Source organism: Desertivibrio insolitus (assembly GCF_017355965.1).
Taxonomy (GTDB): Bacteria; Actinomycetota; Actinomycetes; order Actinomycetales; family Microbacteriaceae; genus JAFIQW01.
Map to the genome: position 1 here is coordinate 264,997 of NZ_JAFIQW010000004.1, position 18,038 is coordinate 283,034.

Here is an 18,038-nt window from a genome sequence, read left to right on the forward strand (position 1 = left end):
CTCCCTCGAAGAAGGTGGTCCTTCCTCAAATCTAACAACGTGCCGTCAGCGCCCGAGCCTAGGGTTGGCAGCATGACGCAGTACTGGTTCAACCTGAGGACTCACGAGGTCGAGGAGGGGCCGCAGTCGCCCGGAATCGACCGCTCCGGGCCGTACGCGACGCGCGAGGAGGCGGCGCAGGCCATCGAGCGCATGCGCGCCCGCACCGAGGCGTGGGACCGCGAGGACGCCGAGGACCGCTGATCCTCGTTCGGGGCTAGTCCTCGAAGGTGTGCTCGGGCCCGGGGAACGCGCCGGAGGCGACGTCCTCCCGGTAGGCCGTGGCGGCGTCCGCCAGGGTCTGACGCAGGTTGGCGTACTGACGCACGAAGCGCGGCATCCGGCCCCCGCCGAGCCCGGCGAAGTCGGTCCAGACGAGGATCTGCCCGTCGGTGACGTTGCCGGCGCCGATCCCGATCGTCGGGATCGAGAGCTCCTGGGTGATCCTCCGGGCGACCGACTCCGGCACCATCTCGAGCACGACGGCGAATGCGCCCGCCTCCTCGACGGCGTGGGCGTCGGCGACGACCTTCTCGACCGCGTCGCCGCGGCCCTGCACGACGTGGCCGCCGAGCCCGTGCTCGCTCTGCGGCGTGAACCCGACGTGACCCATGACCGGGATGCCCGCGTCGACGACCCGGCGGATCTGCGGCGCGCTGCGCACCCCGCCCTCGAGCTTGACCGCGTGGACGCCGGTCTCCTTCATGAAGCGGAACGACGAGTGCAACGCCTCCTCGGGCGAGACCTCGTAGGAGCCGAACGGCAGGTCGGCGACGACGAGCGCGCGACGAACGGATGACGCGACGGCGCGCGCGAGCGGGATGAGCTCGTCGACGGTGACCGGCACGGTCGTGTCGTAGCCGAGCACGGCGTTGCCGGCCGAGTCGCCCACCAGGAGGAAGTCGATCCCGGCCTCGTCGAAGATCTGCGCGGTCAGAGCGTCGTAGCTCGTCAGCGCGGTGATCTTCGTGCCGTTGGCCTTCGCGGCCTGGAAGTGGCGGGTTCGCACGCGGCGCACGGGGGTGTCTGCCATGAGCGCGAGCCTACGCCGTGGGCCGGAGCCTGATCGGAGCCACTAGCCTAGGGGCGAGCAGAAAGGCCCTTCGTGGACAAGCAGCGTGACTTCGTACTCCGCACCATCGAGGAGCGCGGCATCAAGTTCGTCCGGCTCTGGTTCACCGACGTCGTCGGGACCCTGAAGTCCGTGGCGATCGCGCCGGCCGAGGTCGAGGGAGCGTTCGCCGAGGGACTCGGCTTCGACGGCTCCGCGATTGAGGGACTCACCCGGTCGTACGAGGCCGACGTGCTCGCTCACCCGGACCCCACGACGTTCCAGGTGCTGCCGTGGCGCGGCGAGGTCAACCCGACCGCCCGCATGTTCTGCGACATCATGACGCCCGACGGGCAGCCGGCCGTGGCCGACCCCCGCAACGTGCTCAAGCGCACCCTCGCCAAGGCGGCCGACCGCGGGTTCACGTTCTACACGCACCCCGAGATCGAGTTCTACCTGCTGAAGAGCGCCAAGTACGGCCCGGAGGGACCCCAGCCGGTCGACTCCGCGGGGTACTTCGACAACGTCCCCGGCGGCACCGCCCACGACTTCCGCCGCAGCGCCGTCCGGATGCTCGAGGACCTCGGCATCTCGGTCGAGTTCAGCCACCACGAGGCGGGTCCCGGCCAGAACGAGATCGACCTGCGCTACGCCGACGCCCTGACGACGGCCGACAACATCATGACCTTCCGCACGGTCGTGAAGGAGGTCGCGATCGAGCAGGGCGTCTACGCGACGTTCATGCCCAAGCCCCTGTCCGGTCACCCCGGCTCCGGAATGCACACGCACATGTCGCTCTTCGAGGGCGACACCAACGCGTTCTTCGACCCGAGCGGGCAGTACCAGCTCTCCAAGATCGGTCGCCAGTTCATCGCGGGTCTGCTGCGCCACGCGCCCGAGATCACCGCGGTGACGAACCAGTTCGTCAACTCCTACAAGCGGCTCTGGGGCGGCGACGAGGCGCCGAGCTTCGTCACGTGGGGCCACAACAACCGCTCCGCGCTCGTGCGCGTGCCGCTGTACAAGCCCAACAAGGGCCAGTCCTCGCGGGTCGAGTACCGCGCGATCGACTCCGCCGCGAACCCGTACCTCGCGTTCTCGCTCATGCTCGCCGCCGGCCTCAAGGGCGTCGAGCAGGGCTACGAGCTGCCAGAGGAGGCGGCGGACAACGTGTGGGCGCTGACCGACGCTGAGCGTCGGGCGCTCGGCTACGAGCAGCTGCCCGCGAGCCTCGACCACGCGGTGTCGCTCATGGAGGACTCCGAGCTCGTCGCCGAGACCCTCGGCGAGCAGGTGTTCAACTTCGTGCTGCTCAACAAGCGCCGCGAGTGGCGCGAGTACCGCGCGCAGGTGACGCCGTACGAGCTGCAGAGCAACCTCGAGATGCTCTGAGCCCGGCCTAGGGATCGAGTCGAGCGCGGATGGCACGCAGCACCGTCCTGACCGACCTGGCCCGGCTCGGCTTCGCCGACCTGTCCGCCTCGGCCGCCCTCCTCGCGGCGGCCGAGGGCGGGCTGCCGTTCCCCGTCGAGGCGTTCTCGCACGCCGCCGATCCGGACCTCGCCCTGCGCTCGGTCATCGCGATGCACGGGCGCGCGCCGGACACCCTGCGCGAGTTCGTCGAGGATGAGGGCGCCTGCCGTCGGCTGCTGCGCGTGCTCGGCGCGTCGGAGGGGCTCGGCGAGTTCTTCGCCCGGCATCCGGGGGAGCTCGCGCACCTGGCATCCGCCGTCGACCGGCTGCCCGAGCCGGAGGAGCTCGTCGCCGACCTGCTCGACGCGGTCGAAGCCGACGACGAGGGCTTCACCCGCCTCGAGCCGGAGGCGGCCACCGTCGCCCTGCGGGTGAGATACCGCCGGCACCTCGCCCGGATCGCGGCGTTCGACACCGGACAGCCCGACCCGCTCGCAGCCGTCGACGCCGTCGCCGCAGCCCTCGCCGACCTCGCGGGCGCCGCGCTCGACGCCTCGCTCGCGGTCGCGCGGTCGTCCGTGCGATTCCCGCGCGCCGACGTCGCGCAGACGCGGCTCGCCATCATCGGCATGGGCAAGGCCGGCGCGCGCGAGCTCAACTACGTCAGCGACGTCGACGTCATCCACGTCGTCGAGGGCTCGGGCGAGCTCTCGAGCCAGCGCGCCGTCGACATCGGCACCCGGCTCGCCATGCAGGTCGCCCGGGGCATCAACGACCTCGCGATCGAGCCGGGGCTGTGGGAGGTCGACGCGAACCTCCGGCCCGAGGGCAAAGACGGCGCCCTCGTGCGCACGCTCGAGAGCCACCTCGCGTACTACGACCGCTGGGCGAACAGCTGGGAGTTCCAGGCGCTGCTCAAGGCACGGCCGCTCGCCGGCGACCGCGAGCTGGGGGAGCGCTACGTCGCCGGGGTCGCGCCGAAGGTGTGGGCGAGCTCGGGCCGGGAGAACTTCGTCGAGTCAGTGCAGCGCATGCGCGAGCGAGTCACCGAGCACATCCCCGCCGATCAGGTCGACCAGCAGATCAAGCTCGGCCCCGGAGGGCTCCGGGACGTCGAGTTCACGGTGCAGCTGCTGCAGCTCGTGCACGGCGCGACCGACCCCGAGGTGCGGCAGCGCTCCACCCTCGAGGCCCTCGCAGCGCTCGCGGGTCGTGGATACATCGGCCGCTCCGAGAGCGCGGAGTTCGCCCGCGAGTACCGCTTCCTGCGCCTGCTCGAGCACCGGCTGCAACTCGCGCGGCTGCGCCGCACGCACCTCATGCCGACCGACGACGAGCACCTGCGCGTGCTCGCCCGGTCGACCCGCCTCGAGCCCAACGGTCGCGCCCTCGTCGAGCGCTGGCAGCGGTCGAAGCACACCGTCCGCTCCCTGCACGAGCGCCTCTTCTACCGGCCGCTGCTCAGCGCCGTCGCCGCCCTGCCCGAGGAGGGCGTCACCCTCACGAGCGAACAGGCGATCGCCCGGCTCGCGGCGATCGGCTTCGTCGACCCCCGGGGAGCGCTGGGTCACGTGGCGGCGCTGAGCGGAGGAGTGTCGCGACGGGCGGCGATCCAGCGCACGCTCCTGCCCGTGCTGCTGCAGTGGTTCGCCGAGACCGCGGACCCCGACCACGGCCTGCTCGCCTTCCGCCGGCTGAGCGAGCGACTCGGCCAGTCGCACTGGTTCCTCCGGATGCTCCGCGACTCCTCCGGCGCGGCCGGGCGGCTCACCCGCGTGCTCGGCTCGTCGAAGTACGCGGGCGATCTGCTCGAGCGGCACCCGGAGTCCGCCGCGTGGCTCGAGGACGAGCGGGACCTGCACCCGCGGCCGCTCGAGGCGCTCGTCGCCGAGACCACCGCGACGATCGCCCGCCACCGTGGGGAGCCCGAGGCCGCGGCATCCGCCCTGCGCTCGGCCCGGCGGCGCGAGGTGCTGCGCCTCTCGCTCAACGGCATCCTCGGGGTCGACTCGATCGAGACGATCGCCCGCGGCCTGAGCGACGTCACCACCGCCCTGCTGCGCGGGCTCGTCGCGCTCGCGCACGACCCCGCCGACGGCTTCGAGTTCGCCGTCATCGCGATGGGCCGCTACGGCGGGGAGGAGCTCGGCTTCGGCTCCGACGCCGACGTGCTGTGGGTGCAGCGCCCCACGACGCTCGAGCCGCACGACGCCCAGACCCGAGCGACGAAGGTCGTCGCCCGCATCAACGCACTCGCCGAGGACAACCGCCTGCCGCTGGAACTCGACGCGGGTCTGCGCCCCGAGGGCAAGAACGGGCCCCTCGTGCGCTCGCTCGACTCGTACCGCGCGTACTACTCACGGTGGTCGCTCACGTGGGAGGCGCAGGCGCTGCTGCGCGCCCGTGGCGTCGCCGGCGACGAGGCCCTGCTGCGCGACTTCACCGCCCTCGCCGACGAGGTGCGGTACCCCGAGACGCTCGACGACCGGGAGGTGCGCGAGGTCAAGCGCATCAAGGCCCGCGTCGAGTCGGAGCGCCTGCCGCAGGGCGCCGATCCCACCCGGCACCTCAAGCTCGGGCGCGGCTCGCTCTCCGACGTCGAGTGGTTCGTGCAGCTGCTGCAGCTGCAGCACGCCGCGACGATCCCCGCGCTCCGCACCCCCTCGACCCTGGCCGCGCTGACGGCGGCGGTCGACGCCGGACTGGTCGACCCGAATGACGCGGCGCGGCTCTCCCGCGCGTGGATCCTCGCCTCGCGCACCCGCTCGGCCGTCACCCTGTGGTCGGCGAAGACCTCCGACGTACTGCCGAGCGACCGGCGGCAGCTCGAGGGCGTCGCACGCCTGCTCGGATACCCGCCGCACTCCGCGAGCGCCCTCGAGGACGACTACCTCCGCACGACGAGGCTCGCGCGCCAGGTGTTCGAGCGGCAGTTCTACGGCGTCCAGCGCGGGCCTGCGCCGACCGCCTGATCAGCTCATCCGGATCACGTTGCCGGTGATCCGCCGCGCGGCGTCCGAGACGAGGAATCCGACGACCTCGGCGACCTCGCCGGGGTCGGCCACGCTGAAGAAGCGCTGGTCCCGTGCGACAAACTCGCGCACCTCGTCGGTCACCCAGCCGGTGTCGGTGATCGGCGGATGCAGCGCGTTCGCTGTCACGCCGAGTCCGCCGAGCTCGAGGCTCGCCGACATCGTGTAGTTGACCAGGGCGGCCTTGGCGGCGCCGTAGGAGACCTCGCCGGGGAAGCCGCTGTCGCCGCCGGACGTCATCGTGACGATGCGCCCCCAGCTTCCGCCGCGACCCTGCAGCCGCCGCGCGAACTCCGCGATCAGCAGGCCGCCCGCGCGGGCGTCGACCGCGAACTGCCGGTCGATCGTCGACGCTTCGACGGGGGAGAGGAAGCGGCCGGCCCAGTCGTCGTCGGCCACGGTGAACGTGTCCTGCAGCGACGCGGTGGCGTTGTGGACGAGCACGTCGACGGGCCCGAAACGCGCCTCAGCCTCCTCGAACAGCCCGGGGAGCGCGGCGGCGTCGGCGAGGTCCACCGGCACCCAGTGCACGGGCCAGGCGGCATCCGTGGTTCCGGCCTCGAGATCGGTGGCGAGCACCGACATGCCGGCCTGGACGAGGGCGGCGACGATGGCGCTGCCGATGCCTCCGGCGGCACCGGTGACGAGGGCGACGTGCGGGGTCGTGGTCATGCTCCGACGCTAGAGCAGGTCCGTCATGCGGTGAACCTGCGCACCGCGCATTAGTCGCCGCGCGACTCGCGCGACCGAGGCCTGTCCCGGCTACCCGTGACGAGAATCCCGCCCGCATCCGCAACTCCGGGGAGGAACTGCTCGGGCCTAGCCGTTCGCGTCCGGAGCTCGAGCTGCTCGGCCGGCGGGGCCGCAGCGGTCGCACTGCATGCGAAAGCGGGCCGCACCCCGAAGGATGCGGCCCGCTTCGTGTGCAGGGATCAGACCGAGAAGTACAGCTCGTACTCGAACGGGTGCGGACGCTGCGCGGCGGGGATGATCTCCTTCTCGCGCTTGTAGGCGATCCACGTCTCGATGAGGTCCTCGGTGAAGACGTTGCCCTTCGTGAGGAACTCGTGGTCGGCCTCGAGCGCGTTGAGCGCCTCGGCGAGCGAGCCCGGAACCTGCGGAATGAGCTTGGCCTCCTCGGGCGGCAGCTCGTAGAGGTCCTTGTCGACCGGCTCGTGCGGCTCGATGCGGTTCTGGATCCCGTCGAGGCCCGCCATGAGCTGAGCGGCGAACGCGAGGTACGGGTTGCCCGAGGCATCCGGGGCGCGGAACTCGATGCGCTTGGCCTTCGGGTTCGTGCCGGTGATCGGGATGCGGACCGACGCCGAGCGGTTGCCGGCCGAGTAGACCAGATTCACGGGCGCCTCGAAGCCGGGCACCAGGCGGTGGTACGAGTTCAGCGTGGGGTTCGTGAACGCGAGCACGGCCGGGGCGTGCTTGAGGATGCCGCCGATGTACCAGCGGGCGATGTCCGAGAGGCCCGCGTAGCCGGCCTCGTCGTAGAACAGCGGCTTGCCCTCCGACCAGAGCGACTGGTGGGTGTGCATGCCGGAGCCGTTGTCACCGAACAGCGGCTTGGGCATGAAGGTCGCGACCTTGCCCCACTCCTCGGCGGTGTTCTTGACGATGTACTTGAACTTCAGGATGTCGTCCGCGGCGTGGACCATCGTGTCGAACTTGTAGTTGATCTCGCCCTGACCGGCGGTGCCGACCTCGTGGTGGCTGCGCTCGACCTCGAGACCGACCTCCATGAGCTTGAGGACGATGTCGTCACGCATGTCGGCGTGCTTGTCGATGGGGGAGACGGGGAAGTAGCCGCCCTTGAAGGGGGTCTTGTTGGCGAGGTTGCCGCCCTCCTCCACGCGACCGGTGTTCCACGCGGCCTCGTCGGAGTCGACCGAGTAGAAGCTGGAGCCCTGCTTCACCTCGTAGCGCACGTCGTCGAAGATGTAGAACTCGGCCTCGGGGGCGAAGAACGCGGTGTCGGCGATGCCGGTCGACGCGAGGTACTTCTCGGCCTTCTTGGCGACCTGGCGCGGGTCACGGCTGTAGATCTCGCCGTTACGCGGGTTGTAGATGTCGAACACCATGATGAGGGTGCGCTCGGTGCGGAACGGGTCGATGTAAGCGGTCGACACGTCGGGGATGAGCTGCATGTCGGATTCGTGAATGCTCGCGAAGCCGCGGATCGACGAACCGTCGAACAGCTGGCCGACGGAGAAGAAGTCCTCGTCGACCGTGGCGGCCGGAATGTTGAAGTGCTGCTGCACACCAGGGAGGTCGGTGAATCGGATGTCGAGGAACTTGACATCCGTGTCCTTGATGAACGCGAGCACCTCGGAAGAATCACTGAACATGAATTCGGGCTCCAATGGGGGCTGGTACTGACGGGCCCCTGGATCGGAACCCGCCCGAAAGGTTAGCCGCGGGCCGTTTCCCGAGGGTGTCGCTATTGTTTCGGCGATGTTACGCGTTCTCACCCGGCTACCATCGACCACATGAGTTCTGCGGGCGTCGCGGGCGACTGGCCCGGCAGGGACCTCGGCCTCCCGGCATCCGGACCCCGCTCGATCGGCCGGCTCGGCCGCCGCATCGGCGCCCTCGCCATCGACTACGGCTACACCGTGATCATCAGCATGGTGTTCTTCGGCTACGACCGGTTCTCGCTCATCGCGATCTTCGCCGTGACGCAGATCGTCTCGATCCTGCTCGCGAACGGCAGCATCGGTCACCTGCTCGTCGGCCTCAGGGTCGTGCCCGTCACCGGCGGCCGGCTGCAGTGGTGGCGCCCCATCGTGCGCACCCTGCTGCTGTGCCTCGTGATCCCCGCCGTGATCTGGGACAAGGACCAGCGCGGCATGCACGACCGCGGCGCCGGCACCGTGCTCGTCAGCGTCCGCTGAGGTAGCACCGGCGGTCAGACAGCGGGGTCGCAGGCGTCTGCCGACGTCGCCGCGCCAGTCGGCCTCCGAACGACGAGCGGCCTAGTTACCCGCGCCCCCGGAAACGCGAAGACCCGACGGCGTCGGGGACGCTCGCCGGGTCTCGTTCCGCGACGGATCAGCGCGGACGCTGTGACCGCACCCGCGTCGGGTCAATGCCCTTCGGGATGCCCAGGCCCGCGGTGTTGCGGCTCAGCGAGCTCAGGCGGTTGTTGACGGCGAAGATCTCGGCGCGCGACAGGGTCTTCTTGTAGGAGCGCAGCTTCTTCGGCACCTGGTGCAGCCGCACCGACTCGTCGTCCTTGCCGACGGTGAGGGTGTTGATCTGCACGTTGGGCAGGATGCGGCGGATGTTGCGCTGCTCGTCGTCGAGCATGCGCTTGACGCGGCTGCGCGGTCCCTCGCCGATGAGCACGATGCCGCCCTTGCCGACGGCGCGGTAGACCGCGTCCTGCGTGCGGGGGCTGACGGCGACGGGCATCTCGCTGCCGGTCCAGCCGCGGCGGAGGCCGCTCTTCAGCACGGCGCCGACGGCGCCCGGCTGACCCTCGATCTGCGAGTACGCAGCCCGCTCGGCGCGGCGGCCGAGCACGATGAGCGCGATCAGCGCGCCGGTGAGCACACCCGCGATGATCCAGAGCGCGATGATGAAGCCGTTGCCCGCCGAGAGCAGCAGCGCGAGCACGATGCTCACGACGATGGGCAGCACGAGGGCGAGCACCATCCACAGCACGACCGACTTGTCGTAGCGGCGGGTCATGTTGAAGACCTGCACCATCTGCTTCAGACGGCCGGGCTCCTTGGGGGTCTTGCGTTCGGCTTTGTCGCGTGCCATGCGTAAAGGATACGGCCAGCAGGGGACCCCTTCCGCCGGTCAGGATCGTGGCCGCTGCGCCCTCAGCGGACGGAGTTCTCCTCCCCAGTCGTGATGTGCCCGGACTGTCTCCCCTGGTGCCGCTGCTCGGGCCCGCATCGCCCGCGGGCGGCACGACGATGAAGCGGTGGAGACGATCGCGGGCCTGACTCTCACCCGGCGACTCGCCGAGGGGGAGCGATCCATCGTCTGGCACGCCCGCGGGGCCTCGGGCTCCGGCTACGCCGTCAAGGTGTTCGCCCCGCACGTCGACGCCGACGCGATCGACCGCGAGCTCGATGCCCTCGCGCGGGCGCAGGGGCCGCACGTCGTGCCGCTCCTCGACGTCTCGGCGGATGCCAGGGGCGCGACGGCCCTCGTGCTGCGGCGGTTGCGGCCGGCGCCGCTCTCGTCGCTCGTCGCCGAGCGCGGTCCGCTCGCCGTCGGCGAGGCGATAACCGTGCTCGCGCCGCTCGCCGCCGCGGTGGCCCGCCTGCACGCGTCGGGCCTCGCGCACGGCCGGCTCGACGCGGGGTCGGTGCTGTTCGACGCGGCGGGCGCCCCGTTCCTCGCGTCCTTCGGAAGGGCGCGGGCGCTGGCCGAGTCATCGAATCCGTTGCCCGAGGCGCGACTCGCCCTGTTGCCCGAGGTCGTCGCCGACGCACGGGCTCTCCGCGCTCTCGCCGCCGCGCTCGTGCCGCCGGGCGTCGCCCCGGCGTGGCTGACGGGCGACGAGGTGCCGCCCGAGCGGTTCGCGGCCGTGCTCGCGGAGCGGGCGTTCGAACTCGGAGACGCGACCGCCGTCTCGTTCGACTCGCCCGCGGCGACCCTTCGACCCGCGGACGAGGTGCGTTCCGCCGCGGGACCGCCGGCCGCCGTCGCAGCGCGGCCCGCTCGGGCCTGGCTGGCGGCCGCGCCGCTGCCGCCAGCGGTCCTCGACGCGGTCGAGTCCGCGATCGCGTCCGTGAGCGCGGGGGCGGGTCTCCTGCGGCGGTTCCGTCTGGGCCGTGTCAGCCCGCGCGCGTGGCTGCTCCTCGGCGGGGCTGCAGCGCTGCTGATGGCGGCGATCGCGCTGCCGAGGACCGAGGCGACCGCGAGCGACCCCGCGGCGCCGCCGGGCGACGGCGCGACTGCGGACACCGAGCCTGCCGGCGTCGAGCCCGGGTCGCCTCCGGCGCTCGGCGACGCCGTCACCGGCGACGACCCGCTCGCCGCCGCCCAGCTCCTCATCCAGGCCCGAGAGACGTGCCTGCGGGATCTGTCGGTGCTGTGCCTCGAGGCAGTGCACCAGCAGGGCGCTCCGATCGCGACCGCGGACGCCGAACTCGTCGAGGCGATGCGGACCGGAACCGAGCTGTCGCTGCCGCGGCCGGAGGGCCTGCACCTGGTGGAGCGCCTCGGCGACACCGCGATCCTCGCCGGCACCGTCGAGACGGGCGCGTCCGCCTCGGTCGTCGTCAGCCGAGGGGAGGCTGGCTGGCGCCTCCGCGAGGTCAGGGTCGACACCGGATGAGTGGAAACGACGACGGCCCCGGTCTCCGAAGAGAACCGGGGCCGTCGTGACCGGGTCGTCAGATCCCGAGGTCGCCCTCGAAGTCGCCGGCCTCGAGGCGGTTCTTGACCGCGACCAGGAAGCGGGCGGCATCCGCGCCGTCGACGATGCGGTGGTCGTACGACAGGGCGAGGTACACCGTCGAGCGGATCGCGATCACGTCGCCCTCGGCGCCGCTCAGCACGACCGGACGCTTCGTCACGATGCCGGTGCCGAGGATCGCGACCTGCGGCAGGAACACGACCGGGGTGTCGAAGAGCGCGCCACGCGACCCGGTGTTGGTCAGCGTGAAGGTGCCGCCCGACAGCTCGTCCGGCTTGAGCTTGTTCTCGCGGGTGCGCAGGGCGAGGTCGGCGATGTCGCCGGCCAGCTCCGCGATGTTCTTCTCGCCGGCGTTCCGGATGACCGGGGTGAGCAGGCCGCGCTCGGTGTCGACCGCGATCGAGATGTTCTCGTGGTCGGGGTAGACGATGCTGTCACCGTCGACCGTCGCGTTGATGATCGGGTACGTCTTCAGGGCCTCGGCCGCGGCGATCGCGAAGAACGGCAGGAACGAGAGCTTGTTGCCCGTCTTCTCCTGGAACTGCTTCTTGACCTTGTCGCGGAAGGCGGCGACCTTCGTGACGTCGACCTCGACGACGCTCGTGAGCTGCGCGGTCGACTGCATCGACACGACGGCGCGCTCGGCGACGACCTTGCGCAGACGTGACATCTTGACGGTGGTGCCGCGCAGCGGCGAGACCTCCACCTCGGTGCGCTGGGCCGTGGCCGCGGCGGGCGCCGCACCGGCGCCGGCGGGGGCGCTGGTCGAGGCGTCGAGCACGTCCTGCTTGCGGATACGACCGCCGACACCGGTGCCGGTGATCGAGGCCAGGTCGACGCCGCGCTCGCTCGCGAGCTTACGGACGATCGGCGTGACGTAGCCGGCGTTGGCGCCGCTCGGCGCCTCGTCGGTCTCGGTCGGCTGCGCGGCGGGAGCGGATGACTCGGGCTGCGCGGCCGGAGCGGGCTGCGCGGCCGGGACGGCGGCGGGAGCGGGCTGCGCGGCGGGCGCCTGCTGGGCGGCCGGGGCGGGGTCGACCGACTCCGCCGGGGCGGGCGGGGTCACCTGCTGCTGCGCGGGGTCACCGGGGGCGGGCGCCTCGTCCGAGGGGACCTCGGCCTCGAGGCCCGGCTCGGGCGACGACGGGGCCGCGGTGGCCCCCTGGTCCTGCTGCTGACCCTGGGCGGGCTGCGCGGGCGTCTCGGTCGCAGGGGCCGGGGCGGCGGGCGGCGGCGGCACCGGCGCGCCGGCGGGCTCCTGCACGGCGGGGGCCGGGGCGGCCGGGGCGGGCTGCGCGGCGGCGACGGGCGCCTCGGCGGCCGGGGGCTGCTGCTGCTCCGGAGCGGGCGCGACGGCCTCCTGCGGGGCCTCGGGCTCCGAGGACCCGGCGCCCGAGCCGTCACCGATCGTGACGAGCGGGGTGCCGACCTCGACGGTCTCGTCCTCGGCGACGAGGATCTGCTCGATCACGCCCGCGACGGGGGAGGGGATCTCGGTGTCGACCTTGTCGGTCGAGACCTCGAGCAGCGGCTCATCGACCTCGACGCGGTCGCCGACGTTCTTGAGCCACCGGGTCACGGTTCCCTCGGTGACACTCTCACCGAGTGCCGGGAGGTTGACCGATTCGCTCATCTGTGGATGCTCCTTCTTAGTGGTGGTCTGCCTGGCGCCGGATCAGAGGGCGTGCAGCGGCTTGCCGGCGATCGCGAGGAACGCCTCGCCGAGGGCTTCGTTCTGAGTCGGGTGGGCGTGCACGAGGGGCGTGATGTCCTCGGGGTAGGCCTCCCAGTTGACGGCGAGCTGAGCCTCGCCGATCAGCTCGCCGACGCGGGCGCCGACCATGTGCACGCCGACGACGGGACCGTCGTTGACGCGGACGACCTTCACGGAGCCGGTCGTGCCGAGGATGTGGCTGCGCCCGTTGCCCGCGAGGTTGTAGTCGTAGGTCGTGACCTTGTCCTTGCCGTACTTCTCGACGGCCTTGACCTCGCTGAGACCGATCGAGGCGACCTCGGGGTCGGAGTAGGTGACCTTGGGGATGTTGACGTCCTCGATGATGATCGGGTTCAGGCCCGCGATCTCCTCGGCGACGAAGATGCCCTGCTGGAAGCCGCGGTGCGCGAGCTGGAGACCGGGGACGATGTCGCCGACGGCGTAGACGTTCGGGACGCTCGTGGCGAGGCGCTCGTTGGTGAGCACGTAGCCGCGGTCCATGCGGATGCCGTTCTCCTCGAGCCCGAGGCCGCCGGTGGCGGGCCCGCGGCCAACCGCGACGAGGAGGAGCTCGGCCTCGACGGTCTCGCCGTTCTCAAGAGTGACGACGACGCCGTTGTCGTGCTGCTGCACGCTCTGGAAACGCACGCCGAGCTTGAACTCGATGCCGCGCTTGCGGAAGGCGCGCTCGAGCGCCTTCGACATCGCCTCGTCCTCGTTCGGCACGAGGTGGGGCAGACCCTCGACGATCGTGACCTCGGAGCCGAAGCTCTTCCAGACGCTCGCGAACTCGACGCCGATCACGCCGCCGCCGAGGATGGCCACCTTGCCGGGGATGAAGTCGAGGCCGAGCGCCTGCTCGGAGGTGATCACGCGGCCGCCGAGGTCGAGGCCGGGGAGCGAGCGGGAGTACGACCCGGTCGCGAGGATCAGGTTCTTGCCGGTGACGGTGTCGCCGTTGACGGTGACGGACGTCCCGCCGGCGTAGCGACCCTCGCCCTCGATGACGGTGATGCCGCGAGCCTTGATGAGGCCGGTGAGGCCCTTCCACTTCGACTGCACGACGCCCTCGCGGTACTGCGTGACCGCGTTGATGTCGACGCCGTGGAGGGTGGCCTGCACGCCGTACTTGGCCGCCTCGCGGGCGCCGTCGGCGATCTCGCCCGCGTGGAGCAGTGCCTTGGTGGGGATGCAGCCGACGTGGAGGCAGGTGCCACCGAGCTTGTTCTTCTCGATCAGCGCGACGCTCTGGCCGAGCTGGCTCGCGCGCAGTGCCGCGGCATAACCGCCGCTGCCGCCGCCGAGAACAACAAGGTCAAAATTCTGATCAGCCACCCAGCAACTCCCTTGTGCTCATACGTGCAGCACCCGCGTCAGGGGTGCGACGCGGGGCCGATTCGGCGGTGTTCGCCCGCCCCCTCGACCTTACTACGCGCGTCCGAGCTCCCGAGCGACGGCGACGAGCGCCCGCACGGCGACCCCGGTGGAGCCCTTGCCCGTGAATCCGTAGCCTCCGGCCGCGTTGTTGGCGGGTCCGGCGATGTCGAGGTGCGCCCACGGGATGCGCGTGTCGGAGCCCTCGCGGGTGCCGATGAACTCGCGCAGGAACACCGCGGCGAGCAGCATCCCGGCCGCCGTGTTGCCCGGCTTCGCGTTGGCGATGTCGGCGACGTCGGAGGCGAGCAGGGCCCGCAGCTCTCCGGGCAGCGGCATCGGCCACAGGGTCTCGCCGACGCTCTTCGCCGCCTGCACGACCTGGCCGACGAGCTCGTCGTCGCCCATCGTGCCGACGTAGCGGTTGCCGAGGGCGACGGATGCCGCGCCGGTCAGCGTCGCGACGTCGATGATCGCGTCAGGCTGCTCCTCGCTCGCCGCGACGAGACCGTCCGCGAGCACGAGGCGGCCCTCGGCGTCGGTGTTGAGCACCTCGACGGTCTTGCCGCCGCGGATGCGGAGCACGTCGTTGGGTCGGATGGCGCTGCCGGAGGGCATGTTCTCCGCGATGCAGAGCCACGCGGTGACCTTGATCGGGAGGCCGAGCCGGGCGACCGCCCGGGTGACGGCGAACACCGTCGCGGCGCCGGTCATGTCGTACTTCATGCCGACCATCGAGGCGGCGGGCTTGAGCGAGAGCCCGCCGGAGTCGAACGTGATGCCCTTGCCGACGAGCGCGAGGTGCTTCTGCGCACCCTCGGGGGAGTACACGACCTTGACCAGGCGCGGCCCGCGGGTGGAGCCCTGGCCAACACCGAGGATGCCGCCGTACCCGCCGGCCACGAGCTCGTCGTGCGCGAGCACCTCGACCTCGAGTCCGTCGGAGTTCGCCTGCACGAAGTCCGCGAGGCTCTCGGGGTACAGGTCGAGCGGCGGGGTGTTCACGAGGTCGCGCACGGTGTGCACGGCCTCGGCCACCGCGGCGGCCTGCTCCAGGGCGGCATCCGGAACGCCCTGGGCGGCGAGGACGATCCGGGACGCGGGCGACTTCGCGGCCGACGGCGCGGCGGAGCGGTAGGCGGTGAAGGCGTAGGCGCCGATCGCGGCGCCCTCGAGGACGGCGACGGCCTCGTGCTCGCCCGAGACGGGCAGTTCGAGCACCACGGTGTCGAGGCCGCGCAGCTGACGCGTCGCGCTGCCCGCGGCGTAGCGCAGCGCGTCGGCGTCGACGCTCTCGCCGACCCCGACGAACGCGACGCTGCGAGCCGCGCCGACGCCCGGCGCGCGGACGACCTCGTCCGCGGCGCCCGTCACGCCGAGAGGCTCGAGCAGGGCGGCGAGCGCCTCGTCGGGAACCAGCAGTTCGGGGGCGTCCTTCGCCTGGCGCACACCGACGACGAGGACGTCGCCGTCGATCTCGGACGCGGGGGAGGACGACAGGGAGAGCGCGGGGACGGTCATGCCGCCATGCTAGGCGCGTTCGCTCACGGCACCACGGCGCGGCGGCGGCCGCACAGGGGCGGGACAGGGGTGCGACCTAGACTTCTCGAGTGCACGATCCCGCCGGTCTCTACGAGTTCCACGACGACGTCGCCGTGCCCTCCGGGCTGCCCCTCGTCGCCGGCCTGACCGGCTTCACCGACGCCGGGGGCGCCGTGTCGCAGTTCAACGACTACCTCCGCGAGCGCCTCGACAGCCGCACCGTCGCGACCTTCGACAACGACGTGCTGCTCGACTACCGCGCCCGCCGCCCGATCATGACGTTCGACCAGGACCACCTGAGCGACTACCGGCCCGCCCGGCTGGCACTCGACCTCGTGACCGACGAGCTCGGCAAGCAGTTCCTGCTGCTGACGGGCTACGAGCCGGACTTCCAGTGGGAGCGGTTCACCGCGGCGGTGCTGCAGCTGATCGACCGCTTCGCCGTGTCGTCCACGACCTGGGTGCACGCGATCCCGATGCCCGTTCCGCACACCCGGCCGATCGGCGTGACGGTGAGCGGCAACCGCCGGGAGCTCGTCGACGCGATGTCGATCTGGAAGCCGCACACGCAGGTGCCGGCGAACGCGCTGCAGCTCATCGAGTACCGCCTGCAGGAGCTCGAGCACCCCGTCACCGGTTTCGCGCTGCTCGTGCCGCACTACCTCGGCGACACCGAGTACCCGGATGCCGCGGTCGCGGCGCTCGAGTCGGTGACCGCCGCCACCGGGCTCATCTTCCCGAGCGACGAGCTGCGCGAGCAGGGCCGCGAGTTCGTGGCCCGGATCGACGAGCAGGTGCAGGGCAACGCCGAGCTGCAGCGCCTCGTGGGGACGCTGGAGGAGCGGCACGACGCCTACACCGAGGACAACCCGGTGCGGTCGCCGCTCACCGACGAGGCCGGGGAGCTGCCCACCGCCGACGACATCGGCGCCGAGCTCGAGAAGTTCCTCGCGATCCGCCGCACGGGCGACGAGGGCGGCCAGCAGAAGTAGGCCCGCCACGGCGGGTCATCCGGACGGGGCTGCAGAACTTAGACTCGTCTGAGTGAACTCTGCGCGCTCCTGGATCGTCTGGGGCGCCGCCGTATTCGCGTATCTCATCGCGGTCACCCAGCGCTCCACGATCGGAGTCGCCGGCGTGGAGGCCGCGCAGCGCTTCCACGTGAGCGCCGCGGAACTGTCCACGCTCACCGTGCTGCAGCTCGCCGTCTACGCGGCTCTGCAGGTGCCGGTCGGAGTGCTCCTCGACCGGGCGGGCCCGAAGAGGCTGATCATGACGGGCGCCGCCCTCATGGCGGTCGGGCAGCTCGTGGTCGCGTTCGCGCCGAATCTCGGCGTCGCGGTGCTCGGCCGGATGCTCGTGGGTGCCGGCGACGCGGGCACGTTCATCAGCGTCATGCGCCTGCTGCCGGCGTGGTTCGGCGGGCGGCTGCTGCCCCAGGTCTCTCAGTGGACCGGCAACGTCGGCGCGCTCGGTCAGCTGTCCTCCGCGATCCCGTTCTCCGCACTCCTGCACGCGGCCGGCTGGACGCCCGCGTTCTCGATCCTCGCCGCCGTCTCGCTCGCGGGGCTGCTCGCCGTGCTGTTCCTCGTCGCCAACGGCGAGACGGCCTCGGCCCCGCCCGCCGTCCGCGCCGAGCGGGGCGAGACCGTCGCGAGGCTCAAGAACGCCCTCTCCAGGCCGGGCACGCAGCTCGGTTTCTGGTCTCACTTCGTCACGCAGTCGTCCGGCACCGTGTTCAGCCTGCTGTGGGGGCTGCCGTTCGTCGTCGCCGGCGCAGGCTATTCGACGACGGTGGGCTCCGGCCTGCTCGCGCTGCTCGTCGTCGCGGGCCTCGTGTCCGGGCCGGTGCTCGGCATCCTCACCGCTCGCTTCCCGACGCGACGCTCGAACCTCGTGCTCGCGATCGTGACCGCGATGGCGCTGGCTTGGGCCCTCGTGCTCGCGTGGCCGGGGCAGCCGCCGCTGTGGGCGCTCGCGATCCTCGTCGTGGTGGTCGGCGTCGGCGGACCCGGCTCGATCATCGGGTTCGACTTCGCCCGCACGTTCAACCCGCTGCGCAACCTCGGCTCGGCGAACGGCATCGTCAACGTGGGCGGCTTCGTCGCCTCTTTCACGATGATGTTCCTCATCGGCGCGATCCTCGACGTGCTCGACCGCATCCGCGTCGCGCAGGGTCTGCCGAGCGACGTCTACGCGCTCGACTCGTTCCGCCTCGCGTTCCTCGTGCAGTACCTCGTCGTCGGCATGGGCGTGCTGTTCCTCATCCGCGCACGCAGGAGGACCCGCATGCGCATGCACGAGGAAGAGGGAATAGAGGTGGCCCCGCTCTGGGTTGCAATAGGCAGGGCGTGGAGAAGGCGCCGCCGCCGGGGACCGGCAGGCGGCTGACCGCGGGCGGCGGCGACCGGGGGACGGGAGCTCGCTGTTCCGCGGGTATAATAGAAGGCACGGACCCGGTCAAGTCCCGAGTTCCGACACCGC

The 18,038-nt window shown here is 71.5% G+C and carries 14 protein-coding genes; 7 read left to right on the forward strand and 7 right to left on the reverse strand.

Features of this window, described 5'->3' with window-relative positions; translation table 11 throughout:
• The first annotated feature begins 72 nt into the window (after window positions 1-72).
• A complete protein-coding gene (locus JUB10_RS10835; RefSeq protein WP_207456652.1) occupies window positions 73-243 on the forward strand; it encodes an SPOR domain-containing protein in 171 nt (56 codons plus the stop codon).
• Between the two features lie 13 nt (window positions 244-256).
• Here the strand turns inward: JUB10_RS10835 and panB are convergent, their stop codons facing one another.
• On the reverse strand, window positions 257-1,072 hold the full coding sequence (gene panB, locus JUB10_RS10840; protein WP_207456653.1) for a 3-methyl-2-oxobutanoate hydroxymethyltransferase: 816 nt from the start codon (window positions 1,070-1,072) through the stop codon (window positions 257-259).
• A gap of 72 nt (window positions 1,073-1,144) precedes the next feature.
• Here panB and glnA (JUB10_RS10845) point away from each other — a divergent pair, with 72 nt between their 5' ends.
• Together glnA (JUB10_RS10845) and JUB10_RS10850 are read left to right on the forward strand one after the other, a co-directional pair.
• The gene (gene glnA / locus JUB10_RS10845) at window positions 1,145-2,482 is read left to right on the forward strand and encodes a type I glutamate--ammonia ligase (protein WP_207456655.1); all 1,338 of its coding nucleotides are present in this window, start codon (window positions 1,145-1,147) and stop codon (window positions 2,480-2,482) included.
• Window positions 2,483-2,511: 29 nt separating this feature from the next.
• Window positions 2,512-5,475, forward strand: a complete 2,964-nt coding sequence (locus tag JUB10_RS10850) for a bifunctional [glutamine synthetase] adenylyltransferase/[glutamine synthetase]-adenylyl-L-tyrosine phosphorylase (protein ID WP_207456656.1) — start codon at window positions 2,512-2,514, stop codon at window positions 5,473-5,475.
• Here JUB10_RS10850 and JUB10_RS10855 read toward each other — a convergent pair whose 3' ends face one another.
• Window positions 5,476-6,207 (reverse strand): SDR family NAD(P)-dependent oxidoreductase, encoded by a 732-nt coding sequence (locus JUB10_RS10855; RefSeq protein WP_207456657.1) that lies wholly within the window; start codon window positions 6,205-6,207, stop codon window positions 5,476-5,478. It lies immediately after the preceding gene.
• Window positions 6,208-6,467: 260 nt separating this feature from the next.
• A complete protein-coding gene (gene glnA / locus JUB10_RS10860; protein ID WP_207456658.1) occupies window positions 6,468-7,892 on the reverse strand; it encodes a type I glutamate--ammonia ligase in 1,425 nt (474 codons plus the stop codon).
• Window positions 7,893-8,033: 141 nt separating this feature from the next.
• On the opposite strand from glnA (JUB10_RS10860), the gene JUB10_RS10865 reads away from it, so the two are divergent.
• The gene (locus tag JUB10_RS10865) at window positions 8,034-8,438 is read left to right on the forward strand and encodes an RDD family protein (protein ID WP_207456660.1); all 405 of its coding nucleotides are present in this window, start codon (window positions 8,034-8,036) and stop codon (window positions 8,436-8,438) included.
• Between the two features lie 157 nt (window positions 8,439-8,595).
• Here the strand turns inward: JUB10_RS10865 and JUB10_RS10870 are convergent, their stop codons facing one another.
• On the reverse strand, window positions 8,596-9,312 hold the full coding sequence (locus JUB10_RS10870) for a DUF4191 domain-containing protein (protein WP_207456662.1): 717 nt from the start codon (window positions 9,310-9,312) through the stop codon (window positions 8,596-8,598).
• Between the two features lie 166 nt (window positions 9,313-9,478).
• Here JUB10_RS10870 and JUB10_RS10875 point away from each other — a divergent pair, with 166 nt between their 5' ends.
• The gene (locus JUB10_RS10875) at window positions 9,479-10,843 is read left to right on the forward strand and encodes a serine/threonine-protein kinase (protein ID WP_207456663.1); all 1,365 of its coding nucleotides are present in this window, start codon (window positions 9,479-9,481) and stop codon (window positions 10,841-10,843) included.
• Window positions 10,844-10,901: 58 nt separating this feature from the next.
• On the opposite strand, the gene sucB is transcribed toward JUB10_RS10875, so the two are convergent.
• The 3 genes from sucB to JUB10_RS10890 form a co-directional block, all read right to left on the reverse strand.
• Entirely contained in the window at window positions 10,902-12,557 is a 1,656-nt protein-coding gene (sucB, locus tag JUB10_RS10880) for a 2-oxoglutarate dehydrogenase, E2 component, dihydrolipoamide succinyltransferase (RefSeq protein WP_207456664.1), read from the reverse strand.
• 42 nt (window positions 12,558-12,599) lie between these two features.
• Window positions 12,600-13,973, reverse strand: a complete 1,374-nt coding sequence (lpdA, locus tag JUB10_RS10885; protein ID WP_207456666.1) for a dihydrolipoyl dehydrogenase — start codon at window positions 13,971-13,973, stop codon at window positions 12,600-12,602.
• Between the two features lie 93 nt (window positions 13,974-14,066).
• A complete protein-coding gene (locus tag JUB10_RS10890; RefSeq protein WP_207456667.1) occupies window positions 14,067-15,533 on the reverse strand; it encodes a leucyl aminopeptidase in 1,467 nt (488 codons plus the stop codon).
• An 89-nt stretch (window positions 15,534-15,622) separates the two neighbouring features.
• Between JUB10_RS10890 and JUB10_RS10895 the strand changes: the two genes are divergently transcribed.
• Together JUB10_RS10895 and JUB10_RS10900 are read left to right on the forward strand one after the other, a co-directional pair.
• Window positions 15,623-16,546, forward strand: a complete 924-nt coding sequence (locus JUB10_RS10895) for a proteasome assembly chaperone family protein (protein WP_207456669.1) — start codon at window positions 15,623-15,625, stop codon at window positions 16,544-16,546.
• Window positions 16,547-16,598: 52 nt separating this feature from the next.
• Complete coding sequence (locus JUB10_RS10900; protein ID WP_207456670.1) at window positions 16,599-17,945, forward strand: MFS transporter; 1,347 nt, start codon at window positions 16,599-16,601, stop codon at window positions 17,943-17,945.
• Window positions 17,946-18,038 lie beyond the last annotated feature (93 nt).